30 protein-coding genes are annotated in these 26,751 nt (G+C 62.0%); 12 read left to right on the top strand and 18 right to left on the bottom strand.

Annotated elements, in window-relative coordinates; all coding sequences use genetic code 11:
- The coding region (locus R3217_05275) for a proprotein convertase P-domain-containing protein (protein ID MDX1454852.1) at positions 1 to 246 on the top strand (246 nt) is incomplete at its 5' end.
- A 91-nt stretch (positions 247 to 337) separates the two neighbouring features.
- Here R3217_05275 and R3217_05270 read toward each other — a convergent pair.
- Complete coding sequence (locus tag R3217_05270) at positions 338 to 1,018, bottom strand: hypothetical protein (protein ID MDX1454851.1); 681 nt, start codon at positions 1,016 to 1,018, stop codon at positions 338 to 340.
- Between the two features lie 106 nt (positions 1,019 to 1,124).
- Here R3217_05270 and R3217_05265 point away from each other — a divergent pair, with 106 nt between their 5' ends.
- The 3 genes from R3217_05265 to R3217_05255 all read left to right on the top strand — a co-directional run bounded on the left by R3217_05265 (position 1,125) and on the right by R3217_05255 (position 3,831).
- Positions 1,125 to 2,642 (top strand): FMN-binding glutamate synthase family protein, encoded by a 1,518-nt coding sequence (locus tag R3217_05265; GenBank protein ID MDX1454850.1) that lies wholly within the window; start codon positions 1,125 to 1,127, stop codon positions 2,640 to 2,642.
- A gap of 86 nt (positions 2,643 to 2,728) precedes the next feature.
- A complete protein-coding gene (gene ttcA / locus R3217_05260) occupies positions 2,729 to 3,619 on the top strand; it encodes a tRNA 2-thiocytidine(32) synthetase TtcA (GenBank protein ID MDX1454849.1) in 891 nt (296 codons plus the stop codon).
- Positions 3,616 to 3,831: a SlyX family protein gene (locus tag R3217_05255; GenBank protein MDX1454848.1), complete on the top strand. Its 216-nt coding sequence runs from the start codon at positions 3,616 to 3,618 to the stop codon at positions 3,829 to 3,831. Before ttcA ends, R3217_05255 begins: the two co-directional genes overlap by 4 nt.
- Before the next feature lie 23 nt (positions 3,832 to 3,854).
- Here the strand turns inward: R3217_05255 and R3217_05250 are convergent, their stop codons facing one another.
- Entirely contained in the window at positions 3,855 to 4,052 is a 198-nt protein-coding gene (locus R3217_05250; GenBank protein MDX1454847.1) for a YdcH family protein, read from the bottom strand.
- Positions 4,053 to 4,238: 186 nt separating this feature from the next.
- Here R3217_05250 and R3217_05245 point away from each other — a divergent pair, with 186 nt between their 5' ends.
- Together R3217_05245 and R3217_05240 are read left to right on the top strand one after the other, a co-directional pair.
- On the top strand, positions 4,239 to 5,237 hold the full coding sequence (locus tag R3217_05245; protein MDX1454846.1) for a dienelactone hydrolase family protein: 999 nt from the start codon (positions 4,239 to 4,241) through the stop codon (positions 5,235 to 5,237).
- A gap of 18 nt (positions 5,238 to 5,255) precedes the next feature.
- A complete protein-coding gene (locus R3217_05240; protein ID MDX1454845.1) occupies positions 5,256 to 5,819 on the top strand; it encodes a chalcone isomerase family protein in 564 nt (187 codons plus the stop codon).
- 83 nt (positions 5,820 to 5,902) lie between these two features.
- Here R3217_05240 and cysQ read toward each other — a convergent pair whose 3' ends face one another.
- Positions 5,903 to 6,736 (bottom strand): 3'(2'),5'-bisphosphate nucleotidase CysQ, encoded by an 834-nt coding sequence (cysQ, locus tag R3217_05235; GenBank protein MDX1454844.1) that lies wholly within the window; start codon positions 6,734 to 6,736, stop codon positions 5,903 to 5,905.
- A gap of 50 nt (positions 6,737 to 6,786) precedes the next feature.
- On the opposite strand from cysQ, the gene yrfG reads away from it, so the two are divergent.
- On the top strand, positions 6,787 to 7,467 hold the full coding sequence (yrfG, locus tag R3217_05230) for a GMP/IMP nucleotidase (GenBank protein ID MDX1454843.1): 681 nt from the start codon (positions 6,787 to 6,789) through the stop codon (positions 7,465 to 7,467).
- A gap of 47 nt (positions 7,468 to 7,514) precedes the next feature.
- Here yrfG and R3217_05225 read toward each other — a convergent pair whose 3' ends face one another.
- Positions 7,515 to 7,985, bottom strand: coding sequence for a YkgJ family cysteine cluster protein (locus R3217_05225; GenBank protein ID MDX1454842.1), 471 nt, complete (start codon positions 7,983 to 7,985; stop codon positions 7,515 to 7,517).
- The gene (rhlB, locus tag R3217_05220; protein MDX1454841.1) at positions 7,982 to 9,268 is read right to left on the bottom strand and encodes an ATP-dependent RNA helicase RhlB; all 1,287 of its coding nucleotides are present in this window, start codon (positions 9,266 to 9,268) and stop codon (positions 7,982 to 7,984) included. The genes R3217_05225 and rhlB overlap by 4 nt, the downstream gene beginning before the upstream one ends.
- 309 nt (positions 9,269 to 9,577) lie before the next feature.
- Here rhlB and trxA point away from each other — a divergent pair, with 309 nt between their 5' ends.
- From trxA to R3217_05205, 3 genes are all read left to right on the top strand, one after another.
- On the top strand, positions 9,578 to 9,904 hold the full coding sequence (gene trxA, locus R3217_05215; GenBank protein ID MDX1454840.1) for a thioredoxin TrxA: 327 nt from the start codon (positions 9,578 to 9,580) through the stop codon (positions 9,902 to 9,904).
- Positions 9,905 to 10,059: 155 nt separating this feature from the next.
- Positions 10,060 to 11,316, top strand: coding sequence for a transcription termination factor Rho (rho, locus tag R3217_05210; protein ID MDX1454839.1), 1,257 nt, complete (start codon positions 10,060 to 10,062; stop codon positions 11,314 to 11,316).
- Positions 11,317 to 11,437: 121 nt separating this feature from the next.
- Complete coding sequence (locus R3217_05205) at positions 11,438 to 11,953, top strand: hypothetical protein (GenBank protein MDX1454838.1); 516 nt, start codon at positions 11,438 to 11,440, stop codon at positions 11,951 to 11,953.
- 82 nt (positions 11,954 to 12,035) lie between these two features.
- Here the strand turns inward: R3217_05205 and purD are convergent, their stop codons facing one another.
- The 13 genes from purD to cutA all read right to left on the bottom strand — a co-directional run bounded on the left by purD (position 12,036) and on the right by cutA (position 24,473).
- Positions 12,036 to 13,322 (bottom strand): phosphoribosylamine--glycine ligase, encoded by a 1,287-nt coding sequence (gene purD / locus R3217_05200; protein MDX1454837.1) that lies wholly within the window; start codon positions 13,320 to 13,322, stop codon positions 12,036 to 12,038.
- Between the two features lie 74 nt (positions 13,323 to 13,396).
- Entirely contained in the window at positions 13,397 to 13,684 is a 288-nt protein-coding gene (locus R3217_05195) for a hypothetical protein (protein ID MDX1454836.1), read from the bottom strand.
- A gap of 3 nt (positions 13,685 to 13,687) precedes the next feature.
- Entirely contained in the window at positions 13,688 to 15,250 is a 1,563-nt protein-coding gene (gene purH, locus R3217_05190) for a bifunctional phosphoribosylaminoimidazolecarboxamide formyltransferase/IMP cyclohydrolase (GenBank protein MDX1454835.1), read from the bottom strand.
- Between the two features lie 135 nt (positions 15,251 to 15,385).
- Positions 15,386 to 15,694: a DNA-binding transcriptional regulator Fis gene (fis, locus tag R3217_05185; GenBank protein MDX1454834.1), complete on the bottom strand. Its 309-nt coding sequence runs from the start codon at positions 15,692 to 15,694 to the stop codon at positions 15,386 to 15,388.
- The gene (gene dusB / locus R3217_05180) at positions 15,691 to 16,695 is read right to left on the bottom strand and encodes a tRNA dihydrouridine synthase DusB (protein MDX1454833.1); all 1,005 of its coding nucleotides are present in this window, start codon (positions 16,693 to 16,695) and stop codon (positions 15,691 to 15,693) included. The genes fis and dusB overlap by 4 nt, the downstream gene beginning before the upstream one ends.
- Positions 16,696 to 16,908: 213 nt before the next feature.
- Positions 16,909 to 17,877 carry a zinc-ribbon and DUF3426 domain-containing protein gene (locus R3217_05175; GenBank protein ID MDX1454832.1) on the bottom strand — a complete coding sequence of 323 codons (969 nt, stop codon included), beginning with the start codon at positions 17,875 to 17,877 and terminating at the stop codon, positions 16,909 to 16,911.
- Between the two features lie 33 nt (positions 17,878 to 17,910).
- Complete coding sequence (prmA, locus tag R3217_05170; protein MDX1454831.1) at positions 17,911 to 18,816, bottom strand: 50S ribosomal protein L11 methyltransferase; 906 nt, start codon at positions 18,814 to 18,816, stop codon at positions 17,911 to 17,913.
- 10 nt (positions 18,817 to 18,826) lie between these two features.
- A complete protein-coding gene (accC, locus tag R3217_05165; protein ID MDX1454830.1) occupies positions 18,827 to 20,167 on the bottom strand; it encodes an acetyl-CoA carboxylase biotin carboxylase subunit in 1,341 nt (446 codons plus the stop codon).
- A 200-nt stretch (positions 20,168 to 20,367) separates the two neighbouring features.
- Entirely contained in the window at positions 20,368 to 20,835 is a 468-nt protein-coding gene (accB, locus tag R3217_05160; GenBank protein MDX1454829.1) for an acetyl-CoA carboxylase biotin carboxyl carrier protein, read from the bottom strand.
- Positions 20,836 to 20,866: 31 nt separating this feature from the next.
- A complete protein-coding gene (aroQ, locus tag R3217_05155; protein MDX1454828.1) occupies positions 20,867 to 21,304 on the bottom strand; it encodes a type II 3-dehydroquinate dehydratase in 438 nt (145 codons plus the stop codon).
- A gap of 328 nt (positions 21,305 to 21,632) precedes the next feature.
- Complete coding sequence (locus tag R3217_05150) at positions 21,633 to 22,226, bottom strand: TlpA disulfide reductase family protein (protein MDX1454827.1); 594 nt, start codon at positions 22,224 to 22,226, stop codon at positions 21,633 to 21,635.
- A 2-nt stretch (positions 22,227 to 22,228) separates the two neighbouring features.
- The gene (dsbD, locus tag R3217_05145; protein ID MDX1454826.1) at positions 22,229 to 24,082 is read right to left on the bottom strand and encodes a protein-disulfide reductase DsbD; all 1,854 of its coding nucleotides are present in this window, start codon (positions 24,080 to 24,082) and stop codon (positions 22,229 to 22,231) included.
- A gap of 49 nt (positions 24,083 to 24,131) precedes the next feature.
- Complete coding sequence (gene cutA, locus R3217_05140; protein MDX1454825.1) at positions 24,132 to 24,473, bottom strand: divalent-cation tolerance protein CutA; 342 nt, start codon at positions 24,471 to 24,473, stop codon at positions 24,132 to 24,134.
- A 366-nt stretch (positions 24,474 to 24,839) separates the two neighbouring features.
- On the opposite strand from cutA, the gene groES reads away from it, so the two are divergent.
- Both groES and groL read left to right on the top strand, forming a co-directional pair.
- A complete protein-coding gene (gene groES, locus R3217_05135) occupies positions 24,840 to 25,127 on the top strand; it encodes a co-chaperone GroES (protein MDX1454824.1) in 288 nt (95 codons plus the stop codon).
- A 61-nt stretch (positions 25,128 to 25,188) separates the two neighbouring features.
- Positions 25,189 to 26,751, top strand: a 1,563-nt coding sequence (gene groL, locus R3217_05130) for a chaperonin GroEL (GenBank protein ID MDX1454823.1), incomplete at its 3' end; no start/stop codon positions are given.

The following is a 26,751-nucleotide window of genomic DNA, read 5'->3' as shown; positions in this document are numbered from 1 at the left end:
TCCATCACGGTGCACGTGGAAATCGTCCACACGTATCGCGGTGACCTGGAAGTCATCCTGGTGACGCCGAGCGGTCAGACGACCACGCTGGAATCACCGAGCAACGACTCGGCGGACAACATCAGCAAGGACTACACCATCAATGCCAGTGGCATCGATTCGTCCGGCAGCTGGAAGTTGCGTGTCCGCGATACCTATAGCCAGGACACCGGCTATATCGACAGCTGGAGCATCACCTTCCCGTAAGGTGGCTTCCGCTGTCATGCAACAGGAAACGGCCCGGGCAACCGGGCCGTTTTTTTGTGCGCTCATGCTTCAATGAAGACGACGGGTCCGATCAGTCGAACCAGGGCAAGACGAGGTCGATGGCTGTGTCGCTGGTCAGGGCGGTGCTGGCTTCGAGATCGCCTGCTGAAAGGTCGAGGCTGCCGCTGTCGCCGATCAGCTTCCTTTCATTGCCGGCCGCATCCACCAGCGTGATCTCCAGCGCCTGCTCACCAGCGGCATGCAGTGTCACGCCCACCGCCTGTGGGGTGCGTTCCTTCGACAGCCGGCTGCGTGCGCTGATCATGGCATTGGCCTGCCGCATGGCAAGCAGCAGGCTTTGCGGGCTGTGCGGCTGGCCCGTGGGGCGCAGCAGCTCGAACACGACCTTCAGCCGCGCCGCGTCACGCGGCCAGTTGGTCACCACCAGCGGATTCTCCTGGCCAAGTTGCGGTGACAAGGGCAGGTTGAGGAAGTCGTGGCGCTTGTCGACGGGCAAATCGATCTTATCCGCACCGCGTTCGATCCAGGCTTCCAGCAGCGGCAGGTCGTCGCGCCTGCTTTGCAGCTTGAGATGAACCTGCACCAGGCTGGTGTCGTCGGTGGGCAGGGCGATGAACTGGTATTTCAGTTCATAGAGCCGTTGGTAGGGAAACACCAGCGACTCGCTGACAGCCGCGGCGCCCGCCGGGACGACAGCGAGCATGCCCAGCAGGGCAAGGACGAGGTGCAGACGCATTGGCAAGGCATTCATTGGCACTCCTGGAAGCCGGGTTCCCGAGTCCAGAGCTTAGCAGGCTGCAGAGCGGCAGCCATCTGGCCTACACTTGCGACACGGTGACGGCGGTGGAGAGAGGCACATGACGACGTGGTGGATACTCGGGGCAGTGGCGCTGCTGGTCTTGTTGATCGCCCTGCACGACCTTTTGCAGAAGCGCCATGCCGTGTTGCGCATCTACCCGGTGATCGGTCATTTCCGTTACCTGATAGAGGCCATCGGTCCGGAGCTTCGCCAGTACATTGTCGCCGACGACAAGGAAGAAACACCCTTCAATCGCAGTGAGCGCAGCTGGGTGTATGCCACCTCCAAGGGGCAGAACAACTACTTCGGATTCGGCACCACCGAGCTCCAGTACACGACGGGTTATCCCATCATCAAGAATCGCGGACTCGCCCTCGGCGAACACCAGGCGGAATACGCCAATGGGGAAAAGGACGTCGTTCCCTGCCTGAAGGTCATGGGCGCCGCCCATGGTCGACGTCGCCCCTGGCGCCCCCGTTCGGTCGTCAACATTTCGGGCATGAGTTTCGGTGCGCTCGGCCGCAATGCCACCCGGGCCCTGAACAAGGGTGCGCGCCTCGCGGGTTGTTACCACAACACGGGCGAGGGTGGTTTCTCCGCTCACCACCAGATGGGTGCCGAGGTGATCTGGCAGCTCGGTACCGGCTATTTCGGTGCGCGCGACGAGGACGGCAATTTCTCGCTGGACCGGCTGGCCGACACGGTTGCCGCCAACGACTGCATTCGTGCCATCGAAATCAAGCTCTCGCAGGGTGCCAAGCCGGGCAAGGGTGGCGTGTTGCCGGGTGCCAAGGTGGTCGCCGAGATTGCTGCGGCCCGCGGGGTGCCGGAGGGCACGGACTGCATCTCGCCGAACACGCACCGCGAGTTTTCCGATCCGGCCGGCATGCTGGAGTTCATCGAGAAGATCGCTGCACGTACCGGCCTGCCGGTGGGTGTGAAGGCAGCGATCGGCGAGACGATCTTCTGGGACGAGGTCGCCAGGCTGATGAGGGAGACCGGCAAGGGGCCGGATTACATCCAGATCGACGGTGGCGAGGGCGGCACGGGCGCCGCGCCCCTGACCTATGCCGACCACGTCTCCTTGCCGTTCAAGCTGGGCTTCCAGCGCGTTTACCGGATTTTCCTGGAGGCCGGCATTGTCGATCGCGTCGTCTGGATCGGTTCGGGCAAGCTGGGTTTCCCGGACCGGGCTGCCACGGCGATGGCCATGGGTTGCGACCTGATTGCCGTCGGCCGCGAAGCCATGATGTCGGTCGGCTGCATCCAGTCGCGTAGTTGTCACACCGGCCATTGTCCGACCGGTGTCGCCACGATGGATCCGTGGCGACAACGAGGCCTGGATGTCGATGGCAAGGCGCTGCGGGCAGCGACCTACATCCGCGGCTTTCGACGCGAACTGCTGTCGCTGGCCCACACCGCGGGCTACCAGCATCCCGGCCAGTTCACCGGGGCCGATATCGAGCTCAGCACCGGGGTCAACCAGTTCACGCCACTGGATGAGGTGCTGGGCTACTGCAAGCAGCCGGTGGCATTCGACGGCATGGCCGGTCTCTTGCCTGGCAAGGACAGCTGAGTTCGCACCGATGTCGCCCTGATGGGCATCGCAACCCCGGTCGCCAGCCTGTAAAATGGCCGTTTTTCGACCAGCAGGACGGGCGCATGCGCGCAGATTCAGTCAACTTCAAGAAGCTCGAAAAGCGGCTGTACCGGCTGACAGGGCAGGCCATCGAGGACTTCGGCATGATCGAGGACGGCGACCGCGTCATGGTCTGCCTGTCCGGCGGCAAGGACTCCTACACCATGCTGGAGATACTGCGGGGATTGCAGTCGCGTGCCCCGATTCGTTTCGAGCTGCTGGCCGTGAACCTGGACCAGAAACAGCCGGGCTTCCCGGAGCACGTATTGCCGGATTACCTGCGTGCCGAGGGTGTGGATTTCCACATCCTGGAACAGGACACCTATTCGGTCGTCAAGGATGTCATCCCCGAGGGCAAGACGACCTGCGGCCTGTGTTCGCGACTGCGGCGCGGGGCGCTCTACACCTTTGCGGCGGACAACGGCATTACCAAGATCGCACTGGGCCACCATCGCGACGACATCATCGAAACCCTGTTCCTGAACATGTTCCATGGCGGCAAGCTGAAATCGATGCCGGCAAAGCTCCGGTCCGACGACGGCCGCAACACGGTCATTCGTCCGCTCGCCTATTGCGCCGAAAAGGACATTGCGAAGTTTGCCGAGGTCAGGGACTACCCCATCATTCCGTGCAATCTCTGTGGTTCGCAGGAAAACCTGCAGCGCCAGAACATCAAGGCGATGCTGGCCGAGTGGGAACGCGAGGATCCGAATCGCATTGCGAATATCTTCAGCGCCCTGCGCAACGTCGTGCCCAGCCACCTGCTGGACACGGCGCTGCATGACTTCGAAACAGGCGGCGATGCGTCGGCGGAAATGCCGGGCGCCGAGCCCGTAGTGGCAGCAGCCGATCCCATTGCAGCCGAGGTCGCCATCCCGATTGCCGCAATTGGCGGACGAGGAGCCGGAAAATGAGTGATGGACTGAGCAAGAGCGATCGAGAAGAGCTGGAGACGCGGATCGCCTTTCTTGATGATTCGGTGCAGGAACTCACCCACACCGTGGCGCGCCAGGAAAACCTGATCAACCTGCTGCGCAATGAACTGAACGAGCTGACCAAGCAGCTTCGGCAGTCGCAAAGCGACATCGCCGACCTGCGGGACGAGGCGCCGCCGCCGCATTACTGATTACCTGGCTGGATGCCTGCGTCTCAGGCGTCGAGGTCGGGGATCAGGCGGCTTTCCAGCCGCTTGATGTAGTCCTTCAGTTGCAGCTTGCGCTTCTTCAGGCGGGTCATTTGCAGCTGGTCCACAAAGGCACTTTCCTGCAGGCGCGCAATGGCGTCGTCGAGATCGCGGTGTTCCTCGCGCAGCTCGACCAGCTTCGATTGAATCTCGCTCACGTTCATTGCTTGTCCGTATCCGCTTTCCTGGCCCGGCATTTCTGCCTCGGCATCCTGCCTGCACGCCCCGAAGCTGCCAAGTTAGCGCCGATTCCTTCTCCAACGCAACATGGTGCGCGACAGCGCTTGCAGCCTGATTCCGGGCATTACAGAATCATGTGTCCTGACAGACAGAGTCCTTTCGGAGCGCCGATGAACGTTCGATCCCGCCCCCTTGCCGCCTTGTTGCTCCTGCTGATGGCCAGTCTCGCTGCCTGCTCGGACAGCAGCCGTGACGAGGACGATGCCGCGCAGGACGAGGCCTACGCAGCAGCGATGGAAACCGAACATGCTGCAGACACTGCCGAGCCGAGTGGCATGGCGGAGATGGCGGCCGCTGTCGAACTCGGTGCCATCGAGCCCGTCGCCACGCTGTCGGAAGAAGTCGAGTATGGCCTGGTGAACGGCCAGCCCGTCACCGGTTACCTGTCTTATCCTGCCGATGCGCATGGTGGCCTGCCTGGCATCATCGTTTTCCACGAGTGGTGGGGCCTGAACGACAATGTTCGCGACATGAGCGACCGGTTGGCGGCGCAGGGGTATGTCGTGCTGGCCGTGGATCTCTTTGATGACCGCGTTGCGGACACGCCGGTAGCGGCTGGCGCCATGATGAAGGAAGTGCTGGCCGCAGAGGCGGAGGTGAACGACAACATCCGCCAGGCGTATCGCTTCATTACCGAGGAGATCGGTGCCTTGTCGGTTGCGTCCCTTGGCTGGTGCCTCGGCGGCACCATGAGCATGAACGCTGCGCTGCAGTTTCCCGAGCAACTGGCCGGCGCCGTCATCTATTACGGATTTGTCACTGGCGTCACGCCGTCCCAGCTGGCGTCGCTGGACATGCCGCTGCTGGGCTTTTTCGGCGCCGAGGACCAGGGCGTCCCGGTCGAGGGTGTCAGGCAGCTGCGCGATACCCTGGCCAACCTGGGAAAGAATGCGGAGATCGTCATTTATGACGGTGCAGGGCATGCTTTTGCGAATCCGACGGGTCAGAATTTCCAGCCCGAGGCCGCGGCGGACGCCTGGGAGCGGACACTGGTATTCCTTGACCGCAACCTGAACGCTGCGGTAAACCGGAACATCATCGAGGAGTCGCCAGAGTCAGCGGCCCCTGAGGAAGATGAAGCACAACCGGCTGCTGACCCGGCCGGCTAACCAAGAGAGGTTCCGAACATGATCAAGAAGGTCTCGATTCTTTTCAGCGCGCTGCTGCTGATGCCGATTGCGGCAAGCGCTGCCGAGCTGGCCGGCGTCACCGCCGAAGACAAGGTGACCGTGGGTGACCAGGAGCTCGTGCTCAATGGCATGGGCCTGCGCGAGAAGGGCTGGTTCGATGTCTATGTGGGCGCGTACTACGTGACCACGAAGTCCAGCAATGCCATTGATGTCGTGACGGATGCCGGCCAGTCCCGCATGGTGCTGACCTTCGTGCGTGACGTCGGTGGCGAGAAGATCACCGGCGCGTGGAAGGATGGCTTTGCATCCAACAACACGGCCGAAACGAAGAAGGCCATCAAGGACCGTATCGACCTCTTCAACAGCTTCTTCGGCGACATCGAAGACGGCCAGTCGATGATTTTCGACTTCCTGCCGGGCAAGGGCGTGACCGTCACGATTGCCGGCGAGGAGAAAGGCACGGTCGAGGGCGATGATTTCGCCATGGCCCTGAAGCTGGTGTTCTTCGGCAAGAACCCGCCCGACGATGACCTGAAGGAAGGCATGCTCGGTCTCGATTGAGCATTGTCCCGATTCAAGAAAAAAGGCCCTGGAATCCAGGGCCTTTTTTTTGCTGCGGGTGCCTGGCTTGCTGCCGGCCGGTATCAGCCGGCGTGAGCCTGCCAGTCAACGGACGTGTCGCCGTAGGCAATGAACCAGGGGTTCAGCAGCGTTTCCTTGGCGTTGTAGACCAGCGGCTTGCCGCTCGTGGCATCGACCAGCTCGCCGCCAGCCGCGAGCAGCACGGCGTGAGCGGCAGCCGTGTCCCATTCCGAGGTCGGGCCGAGACGCGGATAGACATCGGCCGCACCCTCGGCGACCAGGCAGATTTTCAGCGAGCTGCCCATGCTGACAACCTCGTGCTCGCCCAGCGATGCCAGGTAGCCTTCGACGGCCTCGCCGCGATGCGAGCGACTGGCGACGACGCGTGGTGGCTGCTGGTGAGGCATCTTTACGCGAATCTCATGCTGAGAATCCTCGCTGACCTTGAAGGCCCCGCCGCCGACCGAGCCCATTCCCGGGGTCTCGCCATTGATGGCGCTGACGCCGAGATAGCTGACGCCGCTGACCGGAACATGCACGACGCCGGTGATCGGCACGCCGTTCTCGACCAGCGCGATATTGACGGTGAATTCGCCGTTCTTCTTGATGAATTCCTTGGTACCGTCGAGCGGGTCGACCAGCCAGTACACGCCCCAGTGGCGGCGCTCGCCCCAGGGAATGTCGGCCGATTCCTCGCTGAGAATCGGGATGTCCGGGGTCAGTTCCTGCAGGCCACGGACAATGATCCGGTGCGCAGCCAGGTCGGCCTGGGTCAGGGGCGAATCATCGCCCTTCAGCTCGACATCGAAATCCGTTTCATAGACGTCGAGAATGGCCTTGCCGGCCTGTCTTGCGATAGTGTCGAGGGGCTTCAAAAATCCGTTATCAGGCGACATGCTGCGACCTTGGATGTGCGTATCAAGGCCGGGATTCTACAGGAGAACGTGTGAGCAATTCGACCAAAGCCGCCGGGGCCGTGGACTGGAGCCAGGTGGATACCGTGCTGCTGGACATGGACGGCACCCTGCTGGACCTGCATTTCGACAATCGCTTCTGGATCGAGCACATCCCCAGGCGCTGGGGTGAAAAGCATGGTCTCAGTTACGAAGACGCGTTCAAGAAGCTCTATCCCGTGTTCAAGGAAAAGGAAGGCTCCCTGGACTGGTACAGCCTCGCGTTCTGGCGCGACTACCTCGAGATGGATATCGTCGCGCTGAAGCAGGAGCTGGCGCACCTGATCCAGGTGCTGCCGCATGTCGAGGACTTCTTGCAGGCCGTGCGCGATTCCGGCAGGAGGCTGGTGCTTGTCACGAATGCGCATGACGAAACCCTCGAGTTCAAGATGGCGCTGATTACCATCGGCAGCTATTTCGATGCCATGTACACCTCCCACGAGTTCGGATTGCCGAAAGAGGGCAAGGGCTTCTGGGACAAGGTACGAGAGGTCGAGCCATTCGAGCCGGCGCGGGCGCTGTTCTGCGATGATTCGCATCGCGTGCTGACGGCAGCGCGCGATTACGGCATCGGCCAGGTGGTGGCGATGCGCCAGCCGGATACGCAGCAGCCGGCACGCGACATCGAAGACTTCCCTGCCATTCTCGATTTCCGGGAGATCATGCCGGCGTAGCAGGAACCCGGGAAACAAAAAACCCGCCAAGGCGGGTTTTCTTCGATTCAGTACGGCGGCCCATCCGTCCACTTCCTGTGCCGCTTCTCCCAGGTCTTGAAGCGTTTCTTGCAGTACTCGTTCAGCGCATCGTAGTTCGGGAAATACAGCTCCCAGTGCACGGACAGGGGCTCGTCCATTTCGCACCAGTCATTGGAATGATCACGGCAGACCTGCGGGCGGACTTCGTAGATGCCGCAGCGGCCATCCTGCTGCAGGTGCGTGCAGGTGCTTACGACCAGCAGGAACCAGCTGCCTTCATCCTTGTAAGCCTGGATGTTCTCGTGGGAGAGCTGCCAGAGCAGGAAATCGAAGTCGTACATGGTCTTCGGTGTTTCCAGCTCCTGCGTGATGTAGTGGCAGCACAGGGACGACACGCAGGCATCGCACTTGGTCTCCGGCGTCAGGCCGGTCTGGTCGACCTCGACAACGACTGGCGGAAAGCGAGGGTCGTGCCTGCGATCGCGCTGGCGATTCAACGCCGGCCTCCACCTTGCCTGCGGCCACCGCTGGAACGTCCACCCGGGCGTCCACCTGAACGAGGCCCGCCCGGACGCTTGGCGCGTTCGATCTTCGTCGGCTTGACCAGGTCGTCCGCCAGCAGGTCTTCATGCTGGTTGTCACGTGGCAGCGGATGACCGATGTATTCCTCGATCTCCGGCAGGTGGAAGGCGTAGTCCTCGCAAGCGAAGGAAATGGCATCGCCCTCGGCGCCGGCGCGCGCGGTACGACCGATACGGTGCACGTAGTCAGGCGCATCCTGTGGCAGGTCGAAGTTGAACACATGGCTGACTTCCGGGATGTGCAGGCCGCGGGATGCGACGTCGGTCGTCACCAGCACCGGCAGTTCGCCGCTCTGGAATTCACGCAACAACCGGAGGCGCTTGTTCTGGCGCACGTCGCCGGAGAGCATCTCGGCACGGATGCCGTTCTCGTTCAGCCAGGCATTGAGCGTTTCCGCGGTGCGCTTGGTGTTGATGAACACCATGGTGCGTTTCGGGTCCATGCGGCGGAGCAGGCCGATCAGCAGCGGGATCTTTTCATGGTTGGCGGGCATGAACACCAGCTGGCGAATGCGCTCGACGGTGATCGACTCGGATTCGACCAGCACGGTCTCCGGGTTGTTCATGTGCTCGTAGGCGAGCTCCATCACGCGATGTGACAGCGTGGCCGAGAACAGCATGGTCAGGCGCTTGTCCGGATCCGGCAGGCGGCGCAACAGGAAACGGATGTCCTTGATGAAGCCCATGTCGAACATGCGGTCGGCTTCGTCCATCACGGCAACCTGGCACTGGCTGAGGTCATAGACCTTCTGCTTGAAGTAGTCGATCAGGCGACCCGGCGTACCGATCAATACGTCCACGCCGTCGACCAGGGTCTGGCGCTGCTTGTCGTAATCCTCGCCCCCGTAGACCAGGCCGGTCTTGAGGCCGGTGTGCGGACCGAGCAGGTCGGCGTCCTTGGCAATCTGCACGGCCAGCTCGCGGGTCGGCGCGACGATCAGGGCGCGCGGCTGGTTCGGCTTGCGTTCTTCGGCAGCCGGGTGGCGGTGCAGGTACTCGTACATGGCCACCAGGAAGGCGGCGGTCTTGCCGGTGCCGGTCTGGGCCTGGCCGGCGACATCCTGGCCTTTCAGGGCCACTGGCAGCGCCAGCGCCTGGATGGGCGTGCAGCGGGTGAAGCCGGCGTCCCTGATGCCCTGCATCAGGGCGTCGTTCAGGCCGAAAGAGTCGAAATTCTTGTTGCTTAAATGATCTGTCATGGTTTTTCCGGGGTGCCTCGGCATTTCAGCCAGTCCAGCCAGTGATTCCAGTCATTCCGGCCGGGAAGCTCGAAATCGCGCGGGGCTTGAAATTGCAGCGTGATTGGGCTCCAATAGAGCCATCGAATCGGGTTGAAACTCGTCAACCCGCACATCTCAAAGAGAATTTTACTTTTTAGGGCGCGAGCCAATCCCGCTATTCTGCCTGAATAGACGAGTACAGTCACATCTATCCTCATCTATTTGCAGATTCCGCTTCCTGGTTTGTCACCCCATTCAACTTCAAACTTCCAATTTCGGAGAAAGATAGTGAGCGACAAGATCGTACATACCACTGATGATGCCTTTGAAGCCGACGTCCTGAAGTCCGACCTGCCGGTGCTGGTCGATTACTGGGCGGAGTGGTGCGGCCCCTGCAAGATGATCGCTCCGGTCCTGGACGAGCTCGTCGATGAATACGACGGCAAGCTGAAGATCGTGAAGCTGAATATCGACGAGAACCAGCAGACGCCGCCGAAGTTCGGCATTCGCGGCATCCCGACCCTGATGCTGTTCAAGGGCGGCAACGTCGAAGCCACCAAGGTGGGTGCTGTTTCGAAGTCGCAGCTGGCGGCCTTCATCGAAACGAATATCTAGTTTTCCAGGGTGAGCCGGTCCGGAGTCCGCCGGACCGGCCGGCCCTTCCGGCAGCGACAGGCTGTCGAGAGAACACACAAGCGGACATGGGGAACATCCTTCCAGGTGCGGCGACCGCCGCGATCCAAGAACAAGAAAACACTCGAGTATTGCCAATGAATCTGACTGAATTGAAGCAGAAGCCGGCCAAGGAGCTGGTGGACATCGCCGAGGAAATGGGCCTGGAGGGTACGGCCCGCTCGCGCAAACAGGACATCATCTTTTCCATTCTGAAGGCGCATGCCAAGAACGGGGAAGACATCTACGGCGACGGCGTGCTGGAGATCCTGCAGGACGGCTTCGGCTTCCTGCGCTCGGCCGACAGCTCCTACATGGCCGGCCCGGATGACATCTACGTCTCGCCGAGCCAGATTCGCCGCTTCAACCTGCGCACTGGCGACACCATTGCCGGCAAGATCCGGCCGCCCAAGGATTCGGAACGCTACTTCGCGCTGCTGAAAGTCAACGAGATCAATTTCGAAGCACCGGACAAGGCCAAGAATAAGGTGCTGTTCGAAAACCTGACGCCGCTGTTCCCGACTGAACGCCTGCAGATGGAGATGGGCAACGGCTCCACCGAGGACATCACCGCGCGCATCATCGACATGGCAGCGCCGATCGGCAAGGGCCAGCGCGCACTGGTCGTCTCGCCACCCAAGGCGGGCAAGACCATGATGCTGCAGAACATCGCCAACTCCATCGAACAGAATCATCCCGAGTGCTACCTGATCGTGCTGCTGATCGACGAGCGCCCCGAGGAAGTGACCGAGATGTCGCGCTCCGTGCGCGGCGAAGTCGTGTCCTCGACCTTCGACGAGCCGGCTTCCCGCCACGTGCAGGTGGCCGACATGGTGATCGAAAAGGCCAAGCGCCTGGTCGAGCACAAGAAGGACGTGGTCATCCTGCTGGACTCCATCACGCGCCTCGGTCGTGCCTACAACACCGTCGTACCGAGCTCCGGCAAGGTCCTGACCGGTGGCGTGGATGCCAACGCATTGCAGCGTCCGAAGCGTTTCTTCGGTGCCGCACGCAACGTCGAAGAGGGCGGTTCCCTGACCATCATCGCCACCGCGCTGGTCGAGACCGGTTCGCGCATGGACGACGTGATCTACGAGGAATTCAAGGGCACCGGCAACATGGAAATCCACCTGGATCGCCGCATTGCCGAGAAGCGCATCTTCCCGGCCATCAACATCAACCGCTCCGGCACGCGCCGCGAGGAACTGATGGTCCCGGCCGCGGAACTGCAGAAGATGTGGGTGCTGCGCAAGGTCATCCACCCCATGGACGAGATCCAGGGCATCGAGTTCCTGGTGGACAAGCTCAAGGATACGAAGACAAACCTGGAGTTTTTCGACTCCATGAAGCGCTGAGCGGCTGCGCTTGCTGAGACAGCCTGACCAAATAAAAAGCCCCGCTTTGCGGGGCTTTTTATTTGGGGAACTTGTAATGCCAGGTTGCGTCGAACTGGAGAGATTTCAGAAGGGGAATCCGATGCGACAAATGATCCTGGCCTTGTTGTTCCTGCTGGCTGTTTTCCTTCCCGTCCTGTCCCAGGCGGGCCAGCCCCCCGCGCCCTGCAGCACGCCGGAATACCGCCAGTTCGATTTCTGGCTGGGCAGCTGGGACGTGTACAACAAGGCGGGCAAGAAGGTGGGTGAGAACCGCATCACCCTGGAGCAGGGAACTTGCGTACTGCACGAGCATTGGCGCAGTGCGCAGGGAAACACCGGCGAGAGCTTCAACATGTACGACGCGAAACGCGGCGTCTGGCACCAGACCTGGGTAGCGGCGACCGGCAACCTGCTGCTGCTCGACGGGGAGCTGCGGGATGGCGCCATGGTCCTGAGCGGCAGCCAGCCCCTGCCGCAGGGCGGTACCATGCTCAATCGCATCACCTGGACGCCGATGGCGGATGGCTCGGTGGAGCAGCGCTGGGACCAGTCGACCGACGATGGCCAGACCTGGAAGACCGGATTCCTCGGGATCTACCGGCGGCAAGCCGATTGATCAGTGACCGGGAACCAGACGCATTCAAAAAAGCCCCGCATCGCGGGGCTTTTTTTGTCCAGGCAAGGCTATTGTCAAAACCTCAACCGCGCTGTTCGCGCTCCACGGCGCGATAACCGATATCCGGGCGAGTGAACGCGCCATCCCACGAAATCGCCTTCACGGCCTCGTAGGCTGCCTGCTGGGCCGACGTGACGTCGTCCCCGAGGGCAACCACGCACAGCACGCGACCGCCGTTGGTCAGCACCTTGTCGCCCTCGGCCCGGGTGCCGGCATGGAAGACCTTGGCACCCGCCGGGATATTGTCCAATCCGGAGATGGCATCGCCCTTGCGCGCGCTGGCCGGGTAGCCCTCGGCCGCCATCACGACGCCCAGGGCGGCCTGCGCGGTCCATTGGCAATCGACCTGGTCCAGGTTGCCATCGATGGCGGCATCCACCAGCTCGGTGAAATCCGACTCCAGTCGCGACATGATCGGCTGGGTTTCCGGATCCCCGAAGCGGCAGTTGAATTCCAGCACCCGGGGTTCGCCGGTCGGCGAGATCATCAGGCCGGCGTACAGGAAGCCGGTGTACTCGATGCCGTCGGCCGCCATGCCGGCAACCGTCGGCTCGATCACCTCGCGCATGACGCGCGCTTCGATCTCGGGCGTGACGACCGGGGCCGGGGAGTAGGCGCCCATGCCGCCGGTATTCGGCCCGGTGTCGCCGGCGTCGCGGGCCTTGTGGTCCTGCGAGGTGGCCAGCGGCAGGATGTGCGTGCCGTCGACCATGCAGATGAAGCTGGCCTCTTCGCCAGACAGGAATTCCTCGATCACCACGCGGCTGCCGGCATCGCCGAACTTGTTGTCGGCCAGCATGTCGTTCACGGCGGCGCGGGCTTCGTCGATCGTCTGTGCAACCACCACGCCCTTGCCAGCGGCCAGGCCATCGGCCTTCACCACGATGGGCGCGGCCCGCTGGTCCAGGTATTTCTGCGCGTCGTCGGCGTCGGTGAAGACGGCGTACTGCGCCGTCGGGATCCTGTGGCGCTCCAGGAAGTCCTTGGCAAAGGCCTTGCTGCCTTCCAGCTGGGCGGCGTCGGCGGACGGGCCGAAGCAGCGCAGGCCGGCCTTGCGGAAGGCATCGACCACGCCCGCAACCAGCGGTGCCTCGGGGCCGACGATCGTCTGGGCGACGTCATTGTCGCGAGCGAAGGCGAGCAGGGCATCGATGTCTTCGGCAGCGATGGCCACGTTCTCGAGCTTCGGTTCCAGTGCCGTGCCGGCATTGCCGGGGGCGACGAAAACGGTTTCGACGCGCGAGGACTGGGCGGCCTTCCAGGCCAGGGCGTGTTCGCGGCCACCGCCGCCGATGACGAGTACTTTCATTTCGGGCTTCCGAAGTCGGTTGTTCAAAGGGCGGGATTATACGGCAGCGACTGCCATGAATCAGTGGCATGCCATCAATGGGCATCGATGTGCCGGAACTCGGGCTCCAGCGGCTCCTTGATCGCGGCATTCATGCGGTTGGCCAGGTCCGGGTCCAGGATGCCGCGCTCGTGGGCCATGAGGTAACTGTCCTGGTCCATCCAGGTGGCCTCGGCCTCCCAGATGTCTGCTTCGACATGCCGGAGCTTGCCGTCCTGCTGGCCGCGCAGCTGGATGTACATGTCCGTCAGCGCCTGCCAGGCCTCGCGAAATTCGTCCTCGCGACCCGGGATCAGTTTCCAGCGATAGACGACAACGAACATCGATCAGTGTCTGAAATGCCTGATGCCGGTAAACACCATTGCCATGTCGTGTTCGTTCGCTGCGGCAATGATCTCGTCGTCGCGAATTGAGCCGCCCGGCTGGATCACGGCGGTAATCCCGACTTCAGCAGCGCTGTCTATGCCATCGCGGAAGGGGAAGAAGGCATCCGACGCCATTACCGAGCCTGTCACTTCCAGGCCCGCGTCGGCGGCCTTGATCGCGGCGATGCGCGCCGAGTAGACGCGTGACATCTGGCCGGCGCCGACGCCGATCGTCATGTTGTCTTTCGCATAGACAATGGCATTCGATTTCACGAACTTGGCGACCTTCCAGCAGAACTTGAGATCGCGCATTTCGGCATCGGTCGGGCGACGGTTGGAGACGACATTGAGTTTCTTCTCGTCAAGGCCGATCAGGTCGGTGTCCTGCACCAGCAAGCCGCCGTTGACGCGCTTGTAGTCCAGCGGCGCGGTCGCGCCGTCCAGGCGACCGCAATCCAGCACACGCACGTTCGGCTTGCCGGCCAGCACGTCGCGTGCGTCATCGGTGACACCCGGGGCAATGATCACCTCCACGAACTGGCGATCGATGATGGCTTGTGCCGTTTCGATGTCCAGCATCTGGTTGAAGGCGATGATGCCACCGAAAGCCGAGGTTTCATCGGTTGAAAATGCCTTTTCGTAGGCATCGCGTATGGATGCGGCCACTGCCACGCCACAGGGGTTGGCGTGCTTGACGATGACGCAGGCCGGGCTGTCGAACTGCTTGACGCATTCCAGCGCCGCATCCGAATCGGCAATGTTGTTGAAGGACAGTGCCTTGCCCTGGATCTGGCGAGCAGCACTGATGCTGCCGGAGGCCGCCTCGCCTTCGGTGTAGAAGGCCGCGGCCTGGTGCGGATTCTCGCCGTAGCGCAACTGGTCCTGCTTGTTCAATTGCAGGGACAGGATGTTCGGCAGTTCGTCCACCTTGCCGTCGGCATCGACGCTGCTCAGGTAGGCGGCAATGGCGCCGTCGTACTTCGCCGTGTGCGCATAACCCTTGGCAGCGAGCTTGAAGCGCAATGCCTGTGACGTCGCGCCGTCGTTGTCGTCCATGTCGGCAAGCACCTTGCCGTAGTCCAGCGGATCGACCACGAGCGTCACGGAGGCATGATTCTTGGCCGCGGCGCGCAGCATGGCGGGGCCGCCGATGTCGATGTTCTCGATGGCATCGTCGAGGGTGCAGTCATTCTTGGCGATGGTCTGCTCGAAGGGGTAGAGGTTCACGCAGAGCAGGTCGATGGCTTCGATGCCATGTTCGGCCATGACCTCGTCATCGGTGCCGCGTCGGCCGAGCAGGCCGCCATGAATCTTCGGGTGCAGGGTCTTGACGCGGCCCGCCATGATCTCGGGGAAGCCGGTGTGCTCGGACACTTCCTTGACCATGACGCCGGACTCGGCCAGCAGCCTGGCCGTGCCACCGGTGGACAGGATTTCGATATCCCGTCGTGCCAGCGACTTGGCGAAGTCGATGACGCCGGACTTGTCCGACACGCTGATCAATGCGCGCTTGATCGCTTTCATTACCCTGTAGCTCCTCGTTGCCGTGCCTGCTGTCGTCACGGCCTGCCAGAAAATCGTCTTGAATCGCTACCGATCCGGACGATCGGCGGAAACAAAAAGGGCCGCCGGTTGGCGGCCCTTCGTCCTTGCGTTCGTTCAGTTATGCAGCCCGTGCGTACGCAGTTTCTTGCGCAGCGTGCTGCGATTGATCCCGAGTATCTCAGCGGCCTTGGACTGGTTGCCACGAGTGAATTCCAATGTGGCCTGGAGGAGAGGTTCTTCGACCTCCCGGATGACCATCTCGTAGAGATTCGCCGGCGTTTCGCCGTCCAGGTCGTTGAAATAACGTCGCAGTGCGGATTCAGCACACTCGCGAAGCGGCTTGTTATGAGCTTCCTTTGCGACTGCAAAGTCCACCACTGAACCCTTGTCCTTAAGCCTTGCGGCGGTCCCCCTGTCGTTCATGCAGCCTTTTCCTCCAATGATGCTTTCGTTCCTGTCGTCGAAAAATAGCCGGCAACGAGTTCTGTTTGCTCGCGAGCGGTTTCGACTCTCATGATGCGCTTGCGGAACGCATCGGCTTCGGTCTTGTTGTCGGCAGACTTCAGGTACCAGCCAATGTGCTTGCGGGCGATTCTCAGGCCCGAATACTCCCCGTAAAAGCCATAAAGGTTTTCGAGGTGTTCCAGCAAGATATCCCGGACTTCGTCCCTGTCCGGCTCCGGCAGGTGCTGGCCAGTGGCCAGGTATGCCGCGATTTCCCTGAATAACCAGGGTCTTCCTTGTGCAGCGCGACCGATCATTACGGCGGCCGCGCCGGTGAATTCGAGGACTTCCTTCGCCTTTTCAGGCGTGGTGACGTCGCCATTGGCCATCACCGGGATGTCGATGGCATCGACAATGTGGCGGATGGTGTCGTATTCCGCATCACCCTTGTACATGTCGACGCGTGTCCGGCCGTGGACGGCCAGTGCCTGGATGCCGGCGTCCTGCGCCATCCGGGCAATCTTCAAGCCGTTGCGGTTGTCGTGGTTCCAGCCGGTGCGAATCTTCAGCGTGACCGGCACATCAACCGCAGCGACAACGGCGTCCAGGATCCGGCCCACCAGGGGCTCGTCCTGTAGCAAGGCCGATCCGGCGGCCTTGTTGCACACTTTCTTGGCGGGACACCCCATGTTGATGTCGATGATCTGGGCGCCATGCTCCACGTTGAGCCGCGCCGCCGTTGCCATCATGTCGGGATCGCCCCCAGCGATCTGGACGATTCGGGGCTCTTCCTCGCCGGAGTGATCCAGGCGGTGCCGCGTCTTGCGGCTGTTCCAGAGACGAATGTCCGAGGTGACCATTTCCGAGACCACCATGCCCGCGCCCAGCTTCCTGCAAAGCTGTCGGAAGGGTCGGTCGGTGACGCCTGCCATCGGTGCCAACACGAGGTTGTTATCCAGTGTGTAGGGACCAATCTGCATCGCTGTTGTCCGACATCCTGCCAACGCGGACCGGAAATAATACTGCTCTGAATCGGCGAGTCAAAGGATTGATGTGGTTATTTTTGCAGCAAGCGTAAAAAAAGTTTTTTGCAAGACCCATTGGCTGCTTTTTACCGAGAATTTTTCTAACGCCGGCTGACAGAAGCTCTTGCTGTAATGGAAACAGTGCTGCAAACGTGCACTGCGGGTGTATCAACGACCCTGGCAGGCGTAGGCATCGCCACGCGAATCGGCAAGTCGGAAGCAGGCTCGCGTCTGGAAGCCAACGGCATCCTTGCCCGGATCCTGCAGCACCAGCTCGATGGCGAAGCGCTGGCGAGTGGGCATCAGCCCCGCGGCTGCCGCGGGCTCGCGGAGGTATTCCTCGGGGGTGAAATAGCGGGCGCCGACGGATTCACCCCAGCGGTTCTCCAGGTCGATACGAATGTCCGGCCAGGGCTGGGCGCGCCGACCGCGGTTCTCGACGACCGCCGTCAGCCGCAGCGCGTCATTGCTGGCGCCAGCGGAGGTGACCTCGCTGCGGTCCAGCTTGATGGCGGCGAGCGACCGCGGTGGCGACAACGACAGCCCCAGCTCGGCATAGGCGAGTCGCATCCAGGGTTCGATCACCGCCGCCCGCGGATCTGCCAGGACCTCGAAACGCTTCCAGTGCAGCAGCTGGGCCGCCAGCACCATGACCAGCAGGAGATTGGCCAGCACCAGGCCCAGGGTGGCGGACCAGTGCCGTGGCCGCGTCTTGATCGGTGCGGAGAAGTCGATGGGCTCGCGGAAGGCAGGCTCCTCGACCTCCGGTTCGATCTCATCGGCTTCGGTAACGCCGGCCAGCTCCGCGTCGCTGACGGTGTCGTCGGCATCGGGAATGTCGGCAGCCACCGGTTCTCGCTCCTCGGCCAGCGGCAGCTCTTCGTTCTCGGTGTAATCAAGCTGTGCAAACAGGTCCCCGGCAGCGCGCGTGTCCTTGCCCGGCTGGCTGGCCTGCTTGCGGTGCGCGCGAGCCTCTTCGGCCGCCGCGATTTCCTCCTCGGTAACCTCGTCGCGGAGCGAATCCAGCGCATTGAAGACGTGCTTGCATTGCGAGCAACGGACATTGCCGCCCGCGGCGCTCAGGTGAGCGGGCTTGAGGTGGAAAAAAGTCAGGCAATCAGGACATTGCGCGTACATGGGGGGTCAGGTTACCAGATTCCCGCGATGCGTTTAGGCTTTGGCCTGGCCGGACAGCCGCACCCAGGTGTCGCGTTCGGCAGTGACCTCCAGCTCGGTCGTGTACGCGGCCGCAACATCCTTTGCCTGGGTATCCAGCAGGCCGGCGAGCGCAATCTCGCCACCGGCGGCAAGCAGGCCCTCGATGTTGCTGGCGAGCTCCGACAAGGGGCCGGCAAGTATGTTGGCGACCACGACGTCTGCCTTGCGTTCGGCCATTGCGGCAAGCAGGCCTTCCGGCAGGCAGGTGGTGATTTCGTTCAGCACCTTGTTGCGCTGCGCATTGTCGCGGGTGGCGGTCAGTGCCTGCGGGTCGATGTCGGTGGCAATCACTTCCTGCGCCCCGAGCATGGCAGCGGCGATGGCGAGAATGCCGGAGCCGCAGCCGTAATCGACGACGACCTTGCCCTCGAGATCGAGGCCGTCCAGCCATTCCAGGCACAGGGCAGTGGTCGGGTGCGTACCGGTACCGAAGGCCAGGCCCGGGTCGAGCAGGATGTTCAGTGCCTCCGGTTCGGGCGGAGCGTAGGCGGTCGGGACGATCCACAGTCGCGAGCCGAATTTCAGCGGCTTGAAGTGATCGAGCCAGACACGCGACCAGTCGCGGTCATCGACGGTCGAGCGGCGGCTTTCCGGCAGCTGCTCGAGCCCCAGCGCATCGCAGACCATGTGATCGGCAATGTCGAGATCGGCCGTGCCTTCGTAAAGGCCGGTGATGCGGGTGTGCTGCCACAGCGGCATTTCGCCGGGACGGGGTTCCAGCACGGGCTGGTCGGCATTGTCGGACAGCGTAACGGACAACGCGCCGGATGCCAGCAAGGCATCTTCGGCGCGTTCCGGGTCGAGTCCGTCCAGCAGGAAACTCAGTTCCCGCCAGGCTGTGACCTTGTCATTGCTCATTGGATTGGGCTCACAGCTGCAGCTTCTTCTCCAGGTAATGGATGTCGGTGCCGCCGTGTTCGAAGTGCGAATCGCTGAACAGGTCCTGGTGGAGGGCAATGTTGGTGTCGATGCCCTCGACAATGATCTCGGCCAGCGCGGTCTTCATGCGCGCATGCGCGATCTCGCGGGTCGGACCGGTGGTGATCAGCTTGCCGATCAGCGAATCGTAGTAGGGCGGTACCGTGTAGCCGGCGTAGAGATGCGAATCGACGCGCACACCCATGCCACCCGGGGCGTGCCAGGCTTTCACCAGGCCCGGCGACGGCCGGAAGGTCTTGGAATCCTCGGCGTTGATGCGGCACTCGAAGGAGTGGCCGAAGAAGCGCACGTCTTCCTGCTTCCAGCTCAGCGGCTGGTGTGCCGCGATCAGCAGCTGCTGCTTGACGATGTCCACACCGGTGATCTGCTCGGTGACCGGGTGTTCGACCTGCACGCGGGTGTTCATCTCGATGAAGAAGAACTCGCCGTTCTCGTACAGGAACTCGAAGGTGCCCGCGCCGCGATAGCCGATCTTGCGGCAGGCCTCGGCGCAGCGCTCGCCCATCTGCATCTGCAGTTCCCAGGGAATGTGCGGGGCCGGTGCTTCCTCGATGACCTTCTGGTGGCGACGCTGCATGGAGCAGTCACGCGAACCGAGGTGGATGGCATTGCCATGCTCGTCGGCCAGCACCTGGAATTCCACGTGGCGCGGCTTTTCCAGGAATTTCTCCATGTAGACCATGTCGTTGCCAAAGGCGGTCTTGGCTTCGTTCTTGGTCAGCGAGATGGCGTTCAGCAGGGTGGCTTCGGAATGCACCACCTTCATGCCGCGGCCGCCACCGCCACCGGCGGCCTTGATGATGACCGGGTAACCGATCTCGCGGGCCAGCCGGATGTTGGTCTCGCCGTCATCGCCCAGGGCGCCATCGGAGCCCGGTACCGTCGGCACGCCGGCTTCCTTCATCGCGTTGATGGCCGCAACCTTGTCGCCCATGATGCGGATGGTCTCGGCCTTGGGGCCGATGAACACGAAGCCGGACTGCTCGCAGCGCTCGGCAAAGTCGGCGTTCTCGGACAGGAAGCCGTAACCGGGATGGATGCCGACGGCATCCGTGACTTCCGCGGCCGAGATGATGGCCGGCATGTTCAGGTAGGAATCGGTCGAGGACGGCGGGCCGATGCAGACAGCCTCGTCCGCCAGCTTGACGTGCTTGAGATCGCGATCCGCAGAGGAATACACCGCCACCGTCTTGATGCCGAGCTCCTTGCAGGCGCGCAGGATGCGCAGGGCGATCTCGCCGCGGTTTGCTATGACTACTTTATCCAGCATGACAATGTCGTCTCTTCAAAGGCTGCGAGATACTCGCAGCGAAAAAATCTGTTTGATCGAAGCGTTTTCAATGAATCTCGCGTCGATGGATTTTTCGTTCCGGCAAGGCGCGTCGCGTTCGAGGCAGCGGAGTTTACGGTCTGTAAATGAGCATGCCGAGAACGCGCCGCAACACCGCCGGAGCGGAAAAGCCGCGACGTTTATTCGATAATGAAGAGCGGCTGGCCAAACTCGACCGGCTCGCCGTTTTCAACCAACACCGCCTTGATCTTGCCCGACGCGTCGGCCTCGATCTGGTTCATCATCTTCATTGCTTCGATGATGCACAGCGTGTCGCCGTTCGAGACCGAATCGCCCACGTCGCAGAAGTTCTTCGCACCCGGGTTCGGGGCGCGATAGAAGGTGCCGACCATCGGCGAGGTCACCACGTGGCCGGACGGCAGGCCGCCATCGTCACTCTTGGCGCCACTGTCGGCAGCCGGTGCGGCCGGAGCAGCGGCGGGCGCAGGTGCTGCCTGCGGAGCCGGTGCGGCATAGACCTGCTGCTGCGGTGCGGCGGGCGAATTGCGGCTGATGCGAACCGACTCCTCGCCCTCGGTGATTTCGATTTCAGCGATGCCGGACTCTTCCAGCAATTCGATGAGTTTCTTTACCTTGCGAATATCCATGTGTATCCCCGGTTGTGTTGCTGTAGTCGTATCAGCCCAGCTGGCGCGCGGCGGCTTCCACCGCATGGACGTAACCGGCAGGACCGAAGCCCGCGATCACGCCCTCTGCCAGGTCGGACAGGTAAGAGTGCCGACGGAACGGTTCCCGCCGGTGCACGTTCGAAAGATGGATTTCCCAGAAGGGCAGGTCGATGGCCGCCAGTGCATCGCGAATCGCCACGCTGGTGTGCGTGAACGCCGCCGGATTGATCAGGATGGCCTTGCTCCCGTCCTTGCCCGCGGCCTGGATGCGCTCGACGATCTCGTGCTCGGCATTGGACTGGAAGCAGTCCACGCCCAGGCCCGCTGCGCTGGCCGCCGCACCGACCTCGGACTCGATGTCCGCCAGCGACGTCTTGCCATAGACCTCCGGCTCCCGCTCACCGAGCAGGTTGAGGTTGGGTCCGTTTATGAGGAGCAGTTCTGCCACGCTATCCCCGTTGTCATCCGGGCGTTCGTCACGCCTTCTGGTCAGGTGTTCTGGTCGGGAACCGGCCAGTAAATTCGGCGAACGTCGTCAAACGATCGTTTAAATCCCGGTTTCCCTGTTCAGGGGCGTAATTCTGGACCACGATACCGGGCTTGTCTATTTCAAATCGGAAAAATTGGCGAGAAAAGCGCTTTTCAAAGCAGGTTTGCGGGAATTCGTCACATTTTTGAATAAAAGCTGGTCAATTTACGCGCAAAAAGTGGCAGGGCACAAAAAAGCCGGCCCAGGGTTGTCTCCCTGGCCCGGCTTGGCTGGGGTTGTCGGCGGTCTACTCGGTGCTGCCTGTCTCGCGTGCCGCGAGAATTTCCTCGAACAGCATCAGCGCCTCGGCTTCATCCACCTCGCCGGGATGCGAGGTGAGGATCCTGCCGTTGTGGTCGGTGGTGACGGTGATCGGCAGGCCGATCAGGTCCACGCCCACTTTCTTCTGCGCCCACTCCATGGTCGTCAGTTCCAGGTCGCTGAACAGGATGGGGTAGTTCACGCCGCCGATCTGCGCGATGAACTTGCGGATGGCCTGCTCGTTGTCGATCGCCACGCCCAGCAGCTGGATGTCCTGCTCGGCATACTTTTCCTGCATCTCGACCAGCAGCGGAATTTCCTTGCGGCAGGGCGCGCACCAGGTCGCCCAGAAATTCACGACCAGCGCCTTGCCTTCGTAATCCGCCAGCGTGACGGTCTTGCCGTCCAGTGTCTTGAACTCGAAATCCGGCAGCGTTTCGACCAGCGTCGGGGTCGGCTTCGGCGTGGCCTGCTTGACGGGTTGCTTGACCTTGCCGCCGATGAAATTGCCGGCGTAGAAGCCGACCAGGCCGAAAATCACTCCGACGATGACGATGAGGATGACATTCCTGGTATTCATGTTCAGCGTCCTGCCTCTGTTACGACGATCGAAAACTCTTCGGCATCCATGTAGCCGATGACGTTCAGTTGCGGCAGCCATTCGCCGCTGCGATCAAAAAAGAAAATGCCCGGCGGGCCGATCAGGTCGAAGCGCTGCATCAGTGCCTGGTCGACTTCGTCGTTCGCGGTCACGTCCGCCTGCAGCAACACGAAGTCGCCCAGTGCGCGACGAACCTTTTCGTCGGTGAAGGTGAAGGCTTCCATTTCCTTGCAGCTGATGCACCAGTCGGCATAGAAATCGATCATCACCGGCTTGTTCATCTTTGCGGCCTTGGCGACCGCAGCATCGAGATCCTCGATGGACTTGATGCGCTGGAAGGGCAGGTGCTCTTCCTGGACCGCCGCGCTGCCGCCGCCAGTGAGGTTCTTCAGCGGCGTGAAGAAGGAAGCGCGACCGGTGGCCAGGCCGATCACCATCAGCAGGCCCCAGGCGAACAACACCAGGCCGAGACCCTTCCACAGTTTCTGCCAGCCGGACTTCGGTTCGCTGAAGCTGCCCATGTACACGGCGGAGACCATCACCAGCATCGCGGCGAGCCCGACCGTGACCCAGGCCGGCACGACGCGTTCCAGCAGGTACAAGGCAATCGCCAGCAGCATGACACCAAAGACCTTCTTCACCGACTCCATCCAGCCGCCGGCCTTCGGCACGAACTGCCCGAAGCCCATGCCGATCAGGATGAGCGGAATGCCCATGCCGATGGACAGCGCAAACAGGGCCAGGCCGCCTCGGGTCGGGTCGCCGGTCTCGGCAATCGCGATCAGCGCGCCGGTCAGCGGCGCGGTCACGCAGGGGCCGACGATCAGCGCCGACAGGAAACCCATGATCGCCACGCCGGTCAGGGTGCCGCCCTGCTGGCTCTGCGAAATCTGGGCGAGCTTTGCCTGCCAGCTGGCCGGCACCTGCAATTCATAAAAGCCGAACATCGACAGCGACAGCAGCACGAACACCGCGACAAAGCCACCGATGATGTACGGGTCCTGGAAGGCGGCCTGCACATTGGCGCCGAACAGGCCGGCCAGCACGCCGGCGATGGTGTAGGTCACGGCCATCGCCAGCACGTACACCAGGCTCAGGATGAACGCCTTGTGGCGGGTGATGTCTTCCTGGCCAACGATGATCGACGACAGGATCGGGATCATCGGCAGCACGCAGGGCGTAAAGGTCAGCAGCAGGCCAAGGCCGACAAAGGTCAGCATTACCCACAGCAACTGGCCGTCCTTGATCAGGTCAGCCAGGCGGTCCTGCTCGGGCTGGCGGGTGGTGGTCATGCCGGCGCCGGACAGCAGGTCGGCAGCGGCCGCCTGGGCGCGCGCCAGGTCGTTGGCATTGCCAGCCGGCACTTCCAGCATCTCGGTGTGGTAGAGCGGCGGGTAGCAGAGCCCGGCATCGGCGCAGCCCTGGTAACGCACCCGCAGGTTGAAGGTCTCGCCCGGGTTGCCTGCCACCGGCACCAGCACCGACACCTGCTGGCGATACACCACCTGCTCGCCGAAGAACTCGTCCGAGTGGATCTCGCCCTCGGGATAGACGGCATCGCCGATAGAGACCGTCTCGCTGCCCTCGACCTCGAAGTCGAACTGCTTCTGGTAGAGGTAGTAGGCCTCGGCCACGGTGAAGGTCACCTCGATGACATTCGGGTCCGTGGCGTAGAAGCGCAGCTGGAAGGCATCTTCCGGCCGCAGGAACTCTTCTTCCTCCTGGCCGAGTACCTTGCTCAGGCTGGGTACGCCATCGTTGGCCGCCACGGGCAGCGGCGCCAACATCGAAGCGGCAAGCAGGGAAGACAACAGAAGGAGCAGGATGCGATTCATTGCAGGCTCTCGTTTCAGGGATTCATTGGTGAAAAGGAAAATTCCGGATTCAGTGTTCTTCGGTATCGCGGGCGGTCTCTTCGGCCAGCCAGTCCAGGTAGTCCTTGCTGCCGCCGATGATCGGCAGGGCAATGACTTCCGGGACATCGTAATCATGCAGTTCATTCACCCGAGCGGTCAGCGCGTCCAGCAGCGCGATGCGGCTCTTGATGATCAGCAGCACTTCCGGGTCGTTTTCGATCCTGCCTTGCCAGGCATAAACGGAACGCAGGCCCGGCACGATGTTCGCGCAGGCGGCTAGCTTTTCCTCGACCAGGGCGCTGGCGATCTGTCCTGCCTTTGCCTCGGTCGGGCAGGTCACGTAGACCACGCAATGCTCGGGATTGCTCAAGACCAGGCTCCTCGGTTTCAACGGCTTGCCACTTTACCAGCCCGCGCTCCTTTATAAAGGGCTGCTGCAACAGACTCGACCCGCGTCGCGGCGGCGATATTCCCGTCCTTGCACCCGCTGGCCGTGAATGGCCAAAAAAACACCATCCAGGCTCCCTTTCGGACCCTGCAAGCCTTGAAATTTAGCGCGCCGGGCCTATTATTAGCAGCCGAAGCCGGGGAGTGCTAATAAACGCTCACCGGACCGACGGATCCAGGGCCTTTGTCCCTCGCGGCAAAGCCCGGTGATGTCATTGTCAACATAAGTCCAAGCTTTTGTTTTGCTTGGGTTTTTCGAGTCTATCTTGGTTTTGCAAGGAGAAATCGCATGAATCTTCGTCCGCTTCACGACCGCGTGATCATCAAGCGCCTGGAAGCTGAAACCACCTCGGCCGGCGGCATTGTGATCCCGGATTCCGCTACTGAAAAGCCGATCAAGGGTGAAGTTGTTGCCGTGGGCAACGGCAAGATCCTGGAAAACGGTGAAACCCGCGCGCTGGACCTCAAGAAGGGCGACAAGGTGCTGTTCGGCAAGTTCGCCGGCACCGAGGTCAAGGTCGAAGGCGAGGAATACCTCGTCATGCGCGAAGAAGACGTGATGGCTGTCATCGAGTAAGCCCGGCTTCTCGACGACACCAACCGAATTCATACGATCAGATAAATAGAGGACACGACACATGTCTGCTAAAGAAGTGAAGTTTGGCGATACCGCTCGCCAGAAAATGTTCAAGGGTGTGAACACCCTCGCCGATGCCGTGAAGGTCACGCTGGGCCCGAAGGGTCGCAACGTCATCCTCGACAAGAGCTTTGGCGCCCCGTCCGTCACCAAGGACGGCGTCTCTGTCGCCAAGGAAATCGAGCTGAAAGACAAGTTCGAGAACATGGGCGCGCAGATGGTCAAGGAAGTCGCTTCCCAGACCAATGACATCGCCGGCGACGGCACCACCACCGCAACCGTGCTGGCCCAGGCCATCATCCGCGAAGGCCTGAAGGCTGTTGCTGCGGGCATGAACCCGATGGACCTGAAGCGCGGCATCGACAAGGCGGTTGAAGCCGCTGTTGCCGAGCTGAAGAACCTGTCCAAGCCGGTCGAGAAGTCCGAGGTCATTGCCCAGGTCGGCACCATCTCCGCCAACTCCGATTCCACCATCGGCAAGCTGATTGCCGATGCCATGGACAAGGTCGGCCACGACGGCGTCATCACCGTCGAAGAAGGCTCCTCGCTGCACGACGAGCTGGAAACGGTTGAAGGCATGCAGTTCGATCGCGGCTACCTGAGCCCGTATTTCGTGACCAACCAGCAGAGCATGCAGGCCGAGCTGGAAAACCCGTACATCCTGCTCTTCGACAAGAAGGTCTCGAACATTCGTGACCTGCTGCCGGTGCTGGAAAGCGTGGCCAAGGCGTCCAAGCCGCTGCTGATCATTGCCGAAGACGTCGAAGGCGAAGCGCTGGCGACCCTGGTCGTCAACAACCTGCGCGGCATCGTCAAGGTTGCTGCCGTGAAGGCGCCGGGCTTCGGTGATCGTCGCAAGGCGATGCTGGAAGACATGGCTGTCCTGACGGGCGGCACCGTGATCTCCGAGGAAGTCGGCCTCTCGCTGGAGAAGACGACCCTCGAGCACCTCGGTACGGCCAAGAAGGTCCAGATCTCCAAGGACAACACCACCGTCATCGACGGCGCCGGCAAGAAGGCCGACATCGATGCGCGTGTTGCCCAGATCGACGCGCAGATCGAAGAGACCTCCTCGGACTACGACAAGGAAAAGCTGCAGGAACGCAAGGCCAAGCTGGCCGGCGGCGTTGCCGTGATCAAGATCGGCGCAGCGACCGAAGTCGAAATGAAGGAAAAGAAGGACCGCGTCGAAGACGCGCTGTCCGCAACCCGTGCGGCTGTCGAAGAAGGCATCGTCCCGGGTGGTGGTGTTGCCCTGGTTCGCACCCTCGACGCGCTCGAGAAGCTGAAGGGCGACAACGCCGACCAGGACGCCGGCATCTCCATCCTGCGTCGTTCGCTGGAAGAGCCGCTGCGCCAGATCGTCACCAACGCTGGCGGTGCTGCTGATGTTGTCCTGAACGAAGTGCGCAAGCGCAAGGGCAACGAAGGCTACAACGCCGCTTCCGGCGAATACGTCGACATGGTCAAGGAAGGCATCCTCGACCCGACCAAGGTCACGCGCTCTGCACTGCAGAACGCTTCCTCGGTCTCGGGCCTGATGCTGACGACCGAAGCCATGATC

Source organism: Gammaproteobacteria bacterium (assembly GCA_033720895.1).
GTDB lineage: Bacteria > Pseudomonadota > Gammaproteobacteria > Natronospirales > JAJUFS01 > JAWWBS01.
The sequence above is the reverse complement of the archived record's forward strand: the minus strand, read 5'-3'. Positions and strand labels throughout refer to the sequence as shown.

Coding starts and splice junctions, on each gene's coding strand:
- R3217_05270 (MDX1454851.1), bottom strand. CDS start 1,018: ATGAATGCCTTGCCAATGCGTCTGCACCTCGTCCTTGCCCTGCTGGGC.
- R3217_05265 (MDX1454850.1), top strand. CDS start 1,125: ATGACGACGTGGTGGATACTCGGGGCAGTGGCGCTGCTGGTCTTGTTG.
- ttcA (MDX1454849.1), top strand. CDS start 2,729: ATGCGCGCAGATTCAGTCAACTTCAAGAAGCTCGAAAAGCGGCTGTAC.
- R3217_05255 (MDX1454848.1), top strand. CDS start 3,616: ATGAGTGATGGACTGAGCAAGAGCGATCGAGAAGAGCTGGAGACGCGG.
- R3217_05250 (MDX1454847.1), bottom strand. CDS start 4,052: ATGAACGTGAGCGAGATTCAATCGAAGCTGGTCGAGCTGCGCGAGGAA.
- R3217_05245 (MDX1454846.1), top strand. CDS start 4,239: ATGAACGTTCGATCCCGCCCCCTTGCCGCCTTGTTGCTCCTGCTGATG.
- R3217_05240 (MDX1454845.1), top strand. CDS start 5,256: ATGATCAAGAAGGTCTCGATTCTTTTCAGCGCGCTGCTGCTGATGCCG.
- cysQ (MDX1454844.1), bottom strand. CDS start 6,736: ATGTCGCCTGATAACGGATTTTTGAAGCCCCTCGACACTATCGCAAGA.
- rhlB (MDX1454841.1), bottom strand. CDS start 9,268: ATGACAGATCATTTAAGCAACAAGAATTTCGACTCTTTCGGCCTGAAC.
- rho (MDX1454839.1), top strand. CDS start 10,060: ATGAATCTGACTGAATTGAAGCAGAAGCCGGCCAAGGAGCTGGTGGAC.
- R3217_05205 (MDX1454838.1), top strand. CDS start 11,438: ATGCGACAAATGATCCTGGCCTTGTTGTTCCTGCTGGCTGTTTTCCTT.
- purD (MDX1454837.1), bottom strand. CDS start 13,322: ATGAAAGTACTCGTCATCGGCGGCGGTGGCCGCGAACACGCCCTGGCC.
- R3217_05195 (MDX1454836.1), bottom strand. CDS start 13,684: ATGTTCGTTGTCGTCTATCGCTGGAAACTGATCCCGGGTCGCGAGGAC.
- purH (MDX1454835.1), bottom strand. CDS start 15,250: ATGAAAGCGATCAAGCGCGCATTGATCAGCGTGTCGGACAAGTCCGGC.
- fis (MDX1454834.1), bottom strand. CDS start 15,694: ATGAACGACAGGGGGACCGCCGCAAGGCTTAAGGACAAGGGTTCAGTG.
- dusB (MDX1454833.1), bottom strand. CDS start 16,695: ATGCAGATTGGTCCCTACACACTGGATAACAACCTCGTGTTGGCACCG.
- R3217_05175 (MDX1454832.1), bottom strand. CDS start 17,877: ATGTACGCGCAATGTCCTGATTGCCTGACTTTTTTCCACCTCAAGCCC.
- prmA (MDX1454831.1), bottom strand. CDS start 18,816: ATGAGCAATGACAAGGTCACAGCCTGGCGGGAACTGAGTTTCCTGCTG.
- accC (MDX1454830.1), bottom strand. CDS start 20,167: ATGCTGGATAAAGTAGTCATAGCAAACCGCGGCGAGATCGCCCTGCGC.
- accB (MDX1454829.1), bottom strand. CDS start 20,835: ATGGATATTCGCAAGGTAAAGAAACTCATCGAATTGCTGGAAGAGTCC.
- R3217_05150 (MDX1454827.1), bottom strand. CDS start 22,226: ATGAATACCAGGAATGTCATCCTCATCGTCATCGTCGGAGTGATTTTC.
- dsbD (MDX1454826.1), bottom strand. CDS start 24,082: ATGAATCGCATCCTGCTCCTTCTGTTGTCTTCCCTGCTTGCCGCTTCG.
- groES (MDX1454824.1), top strand. CDS start 24,840: ATGAATCTTCGTCCGCTTCACGACCGCGTGATCATCAAGCGCCTGGAA.